The organism is Mucilaginibacter sp. OK283 (genome assembly GCF_900110415.1).
GTDB lineage: Bacteria > Bacteroidota > Bacteroidia > Sphingobacteriales > Sphingobacteriaceae > Mucilaginibacter.
Genome location: NZ_FODR01000003.1, coordinates 577,330 through 590,414 on the forward strand (window position 1 = coordinate 577,330; position 13,085 = coordinate 590,414).

The following is a 13,085-nucleotide window of genomic DNA, read 5'->3' on the forward strand; positions in this document are numbered from 1 at the left end:
TCAGGCCGCTTTTTGTTTAAACAGATTATTTGCTCCCAGCCAGGCCAGCATCATTGCGCCCGGCAGCAAAACCGAAACCAACCCGTAGTGTTTAGCCATAAGCGCACCTGCAAAACATCCTGCTAAAAAGCCAATAATTAAAGTAGCCTGTTTTTTGAAGCTTATCCATGTTTCGGCATCTGCCGGGCGGGTGGTTATGCCTTTTATCAAATTAAGGGAAGCCTGGGTTACGTTGCCGGTCATTACTGTTGTTAAACCATAGGTAGCTTTGCTATACAGCTTGCCAAACGTATTTTGAAACGCCATAGCCGTTACAAGGGGTATTACAATTAGTTGTACCTGCCAGCCCGTATTTTGCCCGCCGCTTATCAACAGCGCCGATAGTATGCCGCTAATAAGTAGCAGCAGTCCTTCCAAAATTATCAGCGTGTACATATTAGCCGATTTTTTGCCTATACGGCCGCCCAGCATTACGGCCAGCACAAAAACAGGAAAGGTGAGCAGCTTTTGCCAGTCATGCGGGTTATTATGCTTAATAAGGTCGTAAGCAAACACAATAAAGTTGCCGGTAACATGGGCCGAAGATAATTCGCCTGCGGCAACAAAAGTAAGCGTATCACAAAACCCGGCTGCAAAGCATAATAGCAACGTTGTATTCCTAACCAATTTTTCAGTTTCCATCTTATTAATATTACCGGCTCAAAATTTCAGCGTAATGGTGCTGCCCGCCATTAAAATATCTTTACCGAGCCCGGCTTCTTTCAGGAAGTCGCCGGCGCTAAACCATGTTATTTCCTGCCGTAAATACAGGTACTTGTTTATGGTATATTCCAGCGCGCCCCCAAGCTGGCGGCCTATCTGCTTTGAACTACCTGCTTTACCGCTATAGATGACCTTGCCATTTACCGCATAAAGCCCGTCGTTACGGTTCATGCGCCAAAATAAATCGTAATCTGCCGAAAATACCAATTTTTTAGTCAGGTTAACCTGAAAGTATGGGTGAGCATCCAGTAAGTTGTAGGGCCCGATCAATGCTGCAAGACCAAAATAAGCACCTTTGGGAAATAATGGATTGAACGTATTTAACCTGCCGTCGCCATAATTTTTATCCCCGCTGATAGCTTCCGTTTTTAACCCTATTTGTGGCTTTAGCTTGGTTTGATAAAATGTGTGCGAAATATTTGCTGATAGGGTCCAGGCCGAAATAGCGCCAGCTGCAAAATTACCAAACTGATAGAGGCTTTCCAGGTCATATTGCCAGTAAGGTGTAGTTCTCCATATTCGTGTACCTATGGAGTGGCGGGTTTCGGCCCCTTTCCCGTCATCAAACGTAGCCGCCTTTTTATGGATGCCGAGGTAATAAATGTCGAAATTTTTGACTACAGGTATTTGGGTAAAGGCCCCGTAAGCGCCCCAAAACTGCGTTCCGTTGTTAAAGCCATCATCAAATATATTTGGTTTGGCAGGCACATAGTACGAGTAAAATACATCGAGTTTGAGATTTTTGCTGCAATACATCAGTTTAGCTGCATCAAATGCCTGCCTATTGTTTGGCGCTTCGCGTACCGCTATCAGGCGCTGCGATCCGTAAGATAATTCCTGCCTGCCAAGTCTAAGCGTTAAGTCCTTAGTCATCACATCAACAAAGGCCTGGTGCAGATCAAGTAGGTTTTGATCTACCGGCGACGGTTTTTCTGCCTCGCCGCTGGCCAAACTGCTCTGTAGCTGCACAAACGTACGAAAGTGCTTGCCGGCATGAAAATCCACATGCCCCAGGTACCGGGTTAAAATAAAGCCGTCTTTATCCGCTGGTGCGGCTCCCCAGTCCTGGTTGTCAAAATGAAAATATTGGTAGCGTACCTCGCCACCGAAACTGAGGTAAGCAGCTTTATGTTGAGACACAGGCTGAAATTTTAACCGGTTGTACCAATTGGCTGATGTGTCTTTTGCGAGATAGGTGTAATTTTCATCGTATCGCAATTGTTTAAAGGAAGTTTCCTGCGCCAGGCAGGTGCAGGAAACTATACTGAAAAATAGGGCTGCAATGGCTTTCATAGGTGTAAGGATATAGAGCGGTTTGAGCGATGAATTTAGAAATAGCTAATTTTTGTTATTCATTGTTCGCTAAAGAATCAATAGTAGTGCCTTGTTGGTAATTATTTAAAAATCAATTGTTTGTGTTTTGACACTGTGGAGGTTATCGCTTTATTTCGGAGTCTGTCCGGTTTTTCTACGAAATAGCGTTGTTGCCCAAGGCAATATTGAGTTAGCAGATAACCATCAGGTTATCAGTTAATTTAACTACATATCGTTAAGAGGGGACGGAAATTGCGACATGTCGTTTTTTTATTGGCAGTTGTAATGTTGTAAGTATTTGATTTTTAGTTATTTAAATAGGTGGAATAGCGCTTGTCATTGATAAAGGAAATAATTATGACATGAAAAAGCACTCTCTTAAAAAAATGAACTCATCCCTAACCAACTGGGTGATCCGCCTCCATCAAATTGGATACACCGACGATTTTTTACCATTAAAAAGCGGCGAGGTACAATGCGCCCAAAACGGTGAGAACTTTGCCATCAACGACCGCGCGTCAGTTTGATTGATTGTAGTTATGACATGCTTACCGGTTCCTATCAATATATCCATACCATTGATACCCAGGTTGGCTATCGGGGGGTGTTAATTACCAACAGAATATTAGGACTAAGCAGTTAACATATGATGATAGCCGGCAAACCTACTAACGGCAAAATGGATTGTGTTACCTTATTTCGTTGCAAAACATGGGCATTTTAACGACATACCGCCAATGAGATATGTTGACATGAAATAAGTTGTTGATTTTTAGAGTGTTAGATAAGTGGCTTTTGGATTGCACCAGGTGGTTCATAACAAATATCATAAATCATGAACACGTTAAACCAAAAAATAGCTATCGTCGCTGGCGCGGACAGCGGCATGGGTTATGCTACGGCAAAACTATTTAAAGCAAAAGATGCAACCGTTTTAGTTACCGGCAGAAATTCGTCGACGATTAACAAGGTAACATCAGCGTTAGCGGTAACCGGTTATAAATCACGCCACCGAGATCTAAACTCCCGTAACTCTTCTTTTATCACAGGTACAAAAATCCCCATTAACGATGGTTTACTTGTCAACCCGGTAGTGCAATAAATCTAAACCAATCATGAAAAAAATTAATTCAAAAACCGTGGTATTTATTACCGGCGCCTTTGTGAGTAGTGATTGCTGGGCCGAATGGAAAAGCTATTTTGAAGAACGAGGCTATCAAACATTTGCACCGGCCTGGCCATACAAAGATGCCCCCGCGTGCACATTGCGCCAGCTACACCCCGATGCCGATGTTGCCAGCCAGCGCCTGGATAAGCTGACTTCTTATTTCAGGGACTTTGTGAAGTCACTGCCGGAAAAACCCATCCTGATTGGCCACTCTATGGGCGGCCTTATCACCCAGTTATTGTTGCAAAACGGGCTGGCAGCAGCGGGTATCGCCATTCATTCGCTTCAGCCGCAGGGCATATTTACTTTCAAGTTCTCCTTTTATAAAGCCGGGTGGCCTGCGTTGGGTTTTTTTACCGATACAAGTAAAACCTACCTGATGTCTTTCCCCGAATGGCAATATGCTTTCACAAATGGTATGCCTTACGAAGTGCAAAAGGATGCTTATTACAAACTATTGGTGCCGGAGTCGAAGCTGCTGGTGCGCGATGCCACAACGCCTGCTGCCAAGGTGGATTTTGCAAAGCCGCACGCACCACTCCTTTTTCTCTCCGGTAGCCAAGACAATTTCATTCCGGCCTCGCTCAACTATACAAACTATAAAAAATACAGCCATGCCCAGTCTGTGGCCGATTACAAGGAATTCCCCGGGCGAAACCATTTTGTGTTGGGCCAGCCGGGCTGGCAGGAGATAGCAGAATATATTTTAAACTGGTTAACAAAAAAATAAGACCATGAAAAAATTATTAACCTTATTGTTCCTGGTAACGTTGCTAACAGCTGCAGCTCAGCAAAAAGCCGACCTGATAGTTTACAACGGAAAAATAGCGACGATGGCCGGTCCGGGCGAATTTAAACAAGCGATTGCTGTAAAAAATGGCTTAATCCTGGCGACAGGTAGTACCCAGGCTATCTTTAAAACCTATAAAAGTAATTCAACTAAGCTGGTTAATGCTGCCGGCAAAACCGTTATTCCGGGACTGAATGACAGTCATATGCATGCAATCAGGGAAGGCCTGAACTTTAATATGGAGCTGCGATGGGACGGCATTAAAACGCTTAAACGCGCCATGGAAATGCTGAAGGAGCAAGCCGCCAGGACACCGCCCGGCGCCTGGGTAAAAGTAGTTGGCGGCTGGAACGAATTTCAGTTTGCCGAAAAAAGACAGCCTACTATAGACGAGATCAATGCGGCGGTGCCGGATAAGCCCGTATTTATCACTTACTTGTATGGCAAAGCTTTTTTAAATAAAAAAGGCATTGAAGTGTTGGGTTATGATAAAAACACCAGCTATCCCGGCAGTATAGTTGAACTGGACAAGGATGGCAACCCTACGGGGCTTTTGTATGCCAAAGAAACCCCGATGGCTATTTACCGCACGCTTGCCCTAACGGGGACACTGACAGCCGAAGAAAGGATCAATAGCTCTGAACAATTCTATCGCGAGATAAACAGCTTCGGTATCACCAGTGTTATAGACGCCGCCGGCGGATCACAGAATTATGATGCCGATTACCATGCCTCATTAGCGCTGGCCAAGGCCGGGAAGCTAACTGTACGCACCGCCTATTATTTATTTGCGCAACAAAAAGGTAAGGAATTAGCCGATTACGAAAAATGGATAGGGCAAACTTATCCAAATAAGAATGATCATATCCTTATGGCCAATGGCTATGCGATGGAAGGAGCCGGTGAAAACCTCATCGCCTCGGGTGCCGACTTTGAGAACTTTCTGGAACCGCGCATAATACTGGCCCCGGAAATGGAAAGCGACCTGGAGCCGGTTATCCGGTTATTGGTTAAAAACCGTTGGCCATTTAGGCTGCATGCTACCTACGGCGAATCCATTGACCGTATGCTAAAAGTGTTTGAAAAAGTAAATAAAGATACGCCTTTTAATGGCCTGCGCTGGTTCTTTGACCATGCCGAAACCATCACTGATACTGAACTGGCCCGTGTAAAAGCGTTGGGCGGGGGGATAGCCGTACAGTTCCGCATGTATTATCAGGGCGAACTATATAACAAAATGTACGGGCAGCCTAAAACCCAGTTGCCGCCCATCAAAAAAATGCTGGCTATGGGCATCCCTGTGGGTATGGGTACCGACGCGCCTCGTATTTCAACCTATAACCCATGGATGGCCTTGCATTGGTTGCTAACCGGTAAAACCATTGGAGGTATGCAGTTTTGGCCAAAAGACCAGGTGCTGGATAAGTTCACTGCCCTAAAACTTTATACCTCAGGCAGCGCATGGTGCTCGGGCGAGCAGGACGTTAAAGGCAAACTTGTGAAAGGTATGTATGCCGATATGGTCATTCTTTCTGACGATTATTTTAGTGCAACTCCAGAAAAGGTAAAGCATATTTCGTCGCTGATAACCATTGTTAACGGCAACATAGTATACGCTGCTGGTAAATATGCCGCGCGGTGCCCACCAATAGCGCGCGCAATTCCAGATTGGTCGCCAATTAATTATTACGGAGCTTACCAAAGATAAAAACCAAGTTCAAATCAATATGAAAACAACATTTATCAGATTGTTAACGGCCTGCCTGGTGCTCAGCAGCAGCGTTTTTGCCCAAATGCCGCCCGTGGTGCCTATCTGGGACGCCAATAAAGTCACCCTCGGCCTGCACAAAGTGGCAACGGATATTTACGCTATCATCCCGACTACTGCAGAAACAGAAACAACTAAAGGTATTCCTCAGGCTACTACAGGTGGTTTTATCGTCGGAGATAAAGGGGTGCTGCTGATCGAGGTGATGATGACTAAGCGGCTTTACGACCAGGAAGTGAAACTCATCCGATCGGTGACGGATAAGCCCATTATCTATGCGGTTAACACCAGCGATCATGGCGATCATTGTTTCAGTAATTACTTACTTCCTCCTTCTACCCGCATCATTCAAAATGAATTTGCCAGGAATAACCTTTCAAAAAACTATGATGGCATTAAAACATTTATGGTCGGGCTTTTCGGCACCGGCAGGGAAATTGAAAATACTATTTTCCGGACGGCGGATATCGTGATCCCGAAGAACAGTGATCTTAAGGTAGATATGGGCGGTGGCAAGATTGTTGAACTTCTGAACATTAGCCCTGCGCAGTCTCAGGCCGATTTGTTTGTGTGGATGCCCAATCAAAAGATATTCTGGGCCGGTAACCCCTTCATCGCTGAAAGTCCTGCTATCCCCTGGTTATTCGATGGTGTCTTTTTGGAGCCTGTCGTTAACCTCAAAAAAGTATACGACTTTTTACCTGACGATGCCACTATTATTCCCGGCCATGGCCGCATTACCAATAAAGCCGGTATTAAATATACGATTGATTACGTCGAAAAATTAAAAAGCGAAGTGGAAGCGGCGGTTGACAAAGACTTGAGTCTGGAACAAACCAAAACGGCGGTGCCGATGAAAGAGTTCGATAAAGGTTATGTGCTGTTCAATTGGCTGCACTACAATTTCAACCTCCCTAATGCCTATAAAGACATTAGCAATAACAAGAATAAATAATCATAATTCCATATCAAAAACAATAAAACTATAAAACTATGAAAATCAAAACAACAATGAAGCAGCTGTTAGTCACCCTGCTGTTCACCGCTTTAATGGGTAATGTTTTTGCGGTTAGCCCGGCTAATCCGCCATTAAATTTTAAACACCAATACGCTACTGTAAACAATGTAAAAATTCACTACGTGATAGGTGGTAGGGGCGAACCCTTGTTGCTGATACACGGGTTTGGCCAAAATTGGTATATGTGGAACAGGCTGCTGCCCGAGTTATCAAAACACTATACCGTTATCGCACCCGATATGCGCGGCGTTGGTGAATCGGGTAAGCCAGCCGGTGGTTACGATAAAAAGAATATGGCAGTGGATATGCATGAACTGATGAAAAAATTGGGCTATCAGCATATTAACCTCGCCGGTCATGACATCGGATTGATGGTGGCTTATGCTTATGCAGCCCAGTATCCAGGTGATATAAAAAAACTGGTTTTGATGGATGCATTGTTACCCGGCATTGAGCCTGTTTGGAGCCAGGTTAAAGCCCAGGCCTGGTGGTTTGGTTTTTTTGCACAGTCGCATGCGGGAGAATTGGTTTCCGGTAAAGTCGGCGTATTTTTTACCGACTTCTGGCCCGTTGTAGGTTTTCAAAAAAACGCTTTTACCAAGGCAGAGACAGCTGAATTTATCAGGGCCTATTCTGCACCCGGCGCTACCACCGGTGCATTCCATTGGTTTGGGTATTTTAACCAGGACGCCAAAGACAATGTTGAATTTGCCAAGAAAAAACTGCCGATGCCTGTGCTGGCTATGGGTTCAGATCATTTTGCCGGAGCGTTCCTGGCAACACACATCAGCTTGGTGGCTACTAACGTGCAGGAATCTGTCATCAAAGATTCGGGCCACTGGGTGGTGCAGGAAAACACACCGCAGGTTCAAAAAGACCTGCTGGCATTTTTAATGAAGTAATTATTAAGCCCGGGCTTCAACAATTGGGCCTATGTAGCTGTTAAACAGGCGGCAGTTATCACAATACGGGCGTACAATAAGAAGGTTCAAACCAATTCAACGATGTTGAGCATGGCAAGCATAGGCCGGATACATCTGGCTTATGTTTTCTCAGGTAAATAACAATATTAGTTTTATATCGCATTAATTTTTAAACATTATGGATCTGCAGTTACAAAACAAAAAAGCGCTGGTCACTGGCTCTACCGCCGGTATAGGTTATGCCATTGCTCTTCAATTAGCTAAGGAAGGCACCGAAGTTATTGTCAATGGTCGCACTACAGAACGGGTGGATAAAGCAGTAGCACAAATTAAAACCGAAAGCGCCAATGATAAGGTAAGCGGCATAACTGCTGATTTTAAGAGCCTCGAATCTATTAACAATTTGATTAGTCAATTACCACAGGTAGACATCCTGATCAATAATGTAGCCATTTTTGAGCCCAAAGCTTTCGCCGATATTACCGATGAAGACTGGCTGCGCTTCTACGAAATAAATGTACTGAGCGGTATCCGTTTGTCCCGTGCTTATTTCGGTCAAATGCTAAATAATGGCTGGGGACGGATCATTTTTATATCGAGCGAATCGGCCGTGCAGATTCCCGAAGAAATGATACATTATGGAATGACCAAAACCGCCCAGTTGGCAGTTGCCCGCGGCCTGGCTGAATTAACCAAAGGTACCGCGGTTACTGTAAACTCTGTGCTGCCGGGGCCCACATTATCAGAAGGCGTTGGCGGCTTTATTGATAACCTGGCCAAAGATCAAAACAAAACTATTGCACAGGTGGAAGCAGATTTCTTTAAAACTATCCGGCCCACTTCCATTATCCAGCGGTTCCTGAGCACCGACGAAGTGGCAAACATGGTCACTTACCTAGCCAGTCCGCTGGCCTCGGCTACCAATGGTGCTGCCATTAGGGCCGAAGGTGGTTTGTTAAAAGGCGCTGTTTAAGGTTAGTCAGTATATTTTGCTATTCGTTATAGAAAAAGCTGTAGGGTACTCCACGGCTTTTTCTGTGTCATTTAATTAAACCTTTGCTACCAAATATCTGAACTGTCAGATATTTTTTCTTCGGGTGCGGTGATAACATAAATGATCGCGGCCAGGCAAATCAATAACACAATTCGGGTGACAATGTAAACAATGAATTCCATGGAAATTTAATTTATTTACCGTCGCGATTCAAAGAAAATCCCAGTATTTTAATATTCTTATTTATAGGTAGTTGCGAATAAGTTCCTTTTTTTTATTATGATATTTCGTAATACTTGTTTGATTAAGACGATATTCCGTTAATGTCAGATCGAATTCTTTAAACGGTATCGGCGAAACCTGATATCATTTTGATCAAAGTAGCAATAACCTGAGAACCCTATCTAAATAGCCTCCAGTTCAAAATCTTATAGAAAAGTGCTTATCGGAAAGAAACAAGCGGGTACGAAATACAGCTTATAGTTTGATAGCTTAGCAACCTATTAACCATCAATAAAAAATTATGAGTTATTAACATTTTATTCTATATTATGTCTTTGTTACCCCTTTGTAACTTAAAATTTATAAATAATTGATAATCAATGCTTTGTTGTTTTATGTATTGGGCAGGTATCAGATATAACTAATTGATTATTAATTAGTTGAAATTTAAAACAGAAAGTAAAAATCGCCATTTTGTTTTACTAAATATCATGATATCAGGTTTTTTATAAATAAAACCAATGGGTATATTTATGCTTTTTATTACTATTATAAAGTAATTTCGTTGCTTTTGGGCTTCTGAAATTATCTTTTGTTTCTCATTTTTAGGCTACTTAAAATCGTTGTAACTATCGGTAAATAAATAGCACTAAACGATACTAAATGCCACAGAATACTACAATTTAAGGAGAAACAACAACGGATATCGTTACAGTGATTTTCTTGGAGAGAGTGTTAATGTGGATAATTAGATTGTGGAAATTTAAAATACATGAGTTCAAATTTCACGATCCAAAGAAAACGTGTGCATTGTAAACAAACATTCAATGCCAAGACCACTGTCACTCGATTTTGTGGCAAGCTGCGTAATAAACGGTTTAACGCTACAAAACAGAGAAATGAAAAGACTGAAGCGGAAAGTCTGGGCCTTTCTGTTTCAACTGTTGCCCAACAACTACAGTTTAGCGATCAGCTTTCTTTAGTAAATTTTTCAAAACACACACGGGCGTTAATCCAAGCAAGTATAAAGGCGCAATAAAATAAACCAGGATGCTCAATAATTCGGGCCTATCGGTAACGCTATGGTTTGCATCGTGTTGCGTGCTAGCCGGGTTTTGTTATATCTGCCGTTATTAGTTCGCGGTAATTCACGATTATTATTAAAAATTAAAACGTTTAAAAATTTTTATGCAAATTATAGCTGAGTTTTTGATGTTCCTATTATCGCGGAAACGATGGTGGCTTTGGTCTTTATTTGTTTTTGTTTATCCTGAACCTGTTTTTGTTTCTGGCCCAGGTATCGGTGCTCTGTTTTAATCCTTATTTCAGACCATTTTGGGGTCAACCGAATTAAGCCGTCAGCATCTAATATTAAAAAAATCTCTAATACCTCATTTAAAACAGAGGCATTAGAGATTTTTGGCGATTGGTGAAATAACTTAATTGATCGCTTTGTATTTATCTTATATTTTCACAAATCCCCATTGTTGATTACGGCCTCCGGAATAGGTCCATTGGTCAAGCGCGCCGCCGTTATTGAGCGAAGATGCTGCAACATCCAATGCCTTTCCGCTATTTGCGTTGATGATTTTATAATATCCGTTGTCGGTTATCTGAATTGACCATTTTTGGTTTGCACCGGCGTTGTAGTCCCATAAATCCACCTGCCCACCATTACTGGTATTCCAGCCATACATTTCCAAGCATTTTCCGGTGGCATGCATCGGGGTTAACCGATAGTAACCTCCTCCGGCATCTTCTATTTTAAATTGCTGGTTTGCACCGGCTAAATAATCCCATTGGTCGGCCAGTGTTTGATTTGCAGTACCCCAGCCGGCAAACTCCAAAGCTTTAAAACTGTTCCTGTTATAAATCTGGTAAACCTGTCCAACCTGGATGGTTGAGGATGTACCGTTTTGCGCGCCTTGTACTGCAGCGGCTAAACCTTGCTGATCGGCAACTCCGTTAGTTTGCCTGTTAATAATTCTGAATGCATTATTCCCCGTCGAGCCATCATCAAAATAAAATGGGCGCAAGCCGTATTGCAAAGCCTGGTGTGTTATATAATTAATATAGTAAGCCCTGCCGGCCTCATGTAATGTTAATGCATCTCCCGAAAGCGTTTGCAGCCTGCGGATAGCTCCATATTCTCCCAATATAACCGGAATGCCCTTGTCAATGAACTTTGTTTTCATCTTCGGAAACTCTGCAGTGGCATCCGACTCCTCGCCCCAGGTGGCATTTCGTGAAGCATCGGTTGTAGAGTGGTATCCATTACCCCAATAATAAAACATATTACCCCAGTTTGCATCCGCGCTTAAACCGGCAAAATTAAAGGGAGTGTAATAGTGCACTTCAACCATCAGGCGATTGGAGGCCGGATCGGTGGGAAGGGTATTCATTAAAGTATTTGAGTAGTCGATACTTGTAGATGGCCCCTGGATAAGCAGCACCCGGTAGCTATTGTGCCCGCCTGTCGATCTTACTGCGTTTACAAACGTTTGATGATAAGAAAGCAGCACTCCCATCCCTGTAGCATCTGATACGGCGGGTTCGTTGGCGCTCGCAAAAATAACATGTTCGTCAAAACCACGCATTTGAGTAGCAATCTGCTCCCAAAAAGCCTTTTGTTTGGCGTTAACGGCTGCCTGTGCGCTGGTAGTGCAATTGTTCTCCAGCCATCCGCCGTCCCAGTGTATATTTAATATTACGTACAAACCGTCGTTAACGCAGTACTGAACAACCTGCTTCACCCTGTCAAGCCATGTTTGCTGAATTTGAGCCGTGGTTGCGTTAGCAAACTGGTCCCAACTGCAAGGGATACGCACCGCGGTGAAACCACTTCTTTTAACCTGATCAATAAGCGCCTGGGTTACTGTAGGATTGCCCCATGCGGTTTCGCCGCCTGTTGCCTCCAGTGTGTTGCCAATATTCCAACCTAACTGGAACTTTGCAGCAAGCTGAGTTGCCGTACTTGCAACACCGGTTTGATCGGGGGGAAGCGGCGAAATATTATAACTGGGATAGCTGGTGGCGGTCAGCTTTTTGGTGCTCGTTTTAACGAGCGGCATAACATCAGGAGAAACGTTTTTTTGCTTCGTGCACCTTGTAAATGCCGGAATTGCGAGAATGCATAAAAAATAACTTAAAGTGTTCTTCATAAAAAAATGGTTAAACTGGGCGGCATATAAATTTGCCGCTATTAATAAATTGGTTAATTGCATCTGAAAGTGTTAAACAGCCAGGTAAAGCAAGGATATATATCGTTTTGCCTTTACGGTTTATATGGATAGTGTTATAAATAGTTGTATTTATAAATACCTTCAGCCAGTAGGGTATTAAAAAAGCTAATAATAAAGCAGTTGACATTCCGCATAAGGCAGAGTTTAACAGTAGTTTCATTTTTCGATAGGATAAAACGGGTCCGAACCGGTTTATTTGTTTAATTGGTTAAATCTTGTTTTTCCGAAGCAGGTAGATAATTAATGAAAACAATACAATCAAAGTCAACAAAACACAGCCGTTGGAATAACAGGTATATTTTATTTAGCAATATTTGAATTGTTAACAGGTTTATTAATTGAGTAGTAAAACTACAGAAGAAATAAATGAATGATGGGGGCACAAAAGTTAGAAAATAGGGCGCTCAATGTTAATTTGTCAAAAAGAATATGGAGTCTGTAAGGATTTTGGCTAAATAGCCACCTTAGCTGAAAGAAAAATGATAAAACGGTATCGAAAATGAGTGTCTATCGTCTTTCGATAACCATATTAGGAAGCCTAATAATACTTAAAGTGAATATTCCTTGAGGCTGAAGATCAGGGTAACTACAACATATTGTTCATTTTTAAAGTGATGGTTAGCAACTGAGACTTTTATCTCCAGGGCAAACACATGTAATTGGGTTAACACAACTTAACACATTTTAAGTAAAATATCTATAAATATTTGATAATTAATGCTTTGTGTTTCAATATGGTTAACACTAAACTGATAGCACAATTTAGGCGCATCCTGATACTTATGTCTGTTTTTGGCCAATATAAGTCCCTTCGGCAGGTGGATAATTAACCACAATCAGCCGATAAAAAAAGGTGTCGTTTGATGTTTAATCGTACCGACGAC

The 13,085-nt window shown here is 42.7% G+C and carries 11 protein-coding genes; 8 read left to right on the forward strand and 3 right to left on the reverse strand.

All coding sequences use genetic code 11. From position 1 onward, the window contains the following. Together BMX56_RS10600 and BMX56_RS10605 are read right to left on the reverse strand one after the other, a co-directional pair. Window positions 1–681, reverse strand: a complete 681-nt coding sequence (locus tag BMX56_RS10600; RefSeq protein WP_090645861.1) for a YoaK family protein — start codon at window positions 679–681, stop codon at window positions 1–3. Between the two features lie 18 nt (window positions 682–699). Beyond that, window positions 700–2,055, reverse strand: a complete 1,356-nt coding sequence (locus BMX56_RS10605) for an alginate export family protein (protein ID WP_090645866.1) — start codon at window positions 2,053–2,055, stop codon at window positions 700–702. Between the two features lie 407 nt (window positions 2,056–2,462). Here BMX56_RS10605 and BMX56_RS30130 point away from each other — a divergent pair, with 407 nt between their 5' ends. The 8 genes from BMX56_RS30130 (at window position 2,463) to BMX56_RS10640 (ending at window position 9,998) form a co-directional block, all read left to right on the forward strand. Next, window positions 2,463–2,603: a hypothetical protein gene (locus BMX56_RS30130; RefSeq protein ID WP_177183771.1), complete on the forward strand. Its 141-nt coding sequence runs from the start codon at window positions 2,463–2,465 to the stop codon at window positions 2,601–2,603. 308 nt (window positions 2,604–2,911) lie between these two features. Beyond that, on the forward strand, window positions 2,912–3,178 hold the full coding sequence (locus tag BMX56_RS10610; protein WP_090645870.1) for an SDR family NAD(P)-dependent oxidoreductase: 267 nt from the start codon (window positions 2,912–2,914) through the stop codon (window positions 3,176–3,178). Window positions 3,179–3,191: 13 nt separating this feature from the next. Next, complete coding sequence (locus tag BMX56_RS10615) at window positions 3,192–3,974, forward strand: alpha/beta hydrolase (protein WP_090645875.1); 783 nt, start codon at window positions 3,192–3,194, stop codon at window positions 3,972–3,974. 4 nt (window positions 3,975–3,978) lie between these two features. Then, window positions 3,979–5,742, forward strand: coding sequence for an amidohydrolase (locus BMX56_RS10620; RefSeq protein ID WP_090645879.1), 1,764 nt, complete (start codon window positions 3,979–3,981; stop codon window positions 5,740–5,742). A 19-nt stretch (window positions 5,743–5,761) separates the two neighbouring features. Beyond that, window positions 5,762–6,757, forward strand: a complete 996-nt coding sequence (locus tag BMX56_RS10625; RefSeq protein WP_090645884.1) for an MBL fold metallo-hydrolase — start codon at window positions 5,762–5,764, stop codon at window positions 6,755–6,757. Between the two features lie 38 nt (window positions 6,758–6,795). Further along, complete coding sequence (locus BMX56_RS10630; RefSeq protein WP_218152399.1) at window positions 6,796–7,722, forward strand: alpha/beta fold hydrolase; 927 nt, start codon at window positions 6,796–6,798, stop codon at window positions 7,720–7,722. Between the two features lie 199 nt (window positions 7,723–7,921). After that, window positions 7,922–8,716: an SDR family NAD(P)-dependent oxidoreductase gene (locus BMX56_RS10635; RefSeq protein WP_090645888.1), complete on the forward strand. Its 795-nt coding sequence runs from the start codon at window positions 7,922–7,924 to the stop codon at window positions 8,714–8,716. 1,015 nt (window positions 8,717–9,731) lie between these two features. Beyond that, a complete protein-coding gene (locus BMX56_RS10640; RefSeq protein WP_090645892.1) occupies window positions 9,732–9,998 on the forward strand; it encodes a hypothetical protein in 267 nt (88 codons plus the stop codon). 424 nt (window positions 9,999–10,422) lie between these two features. On the opposite strand, the gene BMX56_RS10645 is transcribed toward BMX56_RS10640, so the two are convergent. After that, complete coding sequence (locus BMX56_RS10645; protein ID WP_143065424.1) at window positions 10,423–12,120, reverse strand: cellulase family glycosylhydrolase; 1,698 nt, start codon at window positions 12,118–12,120, stop codon at window positions 10,423–10,425. Window positions 12,121–13,085 lie beyond the last annotated feature (965 nt).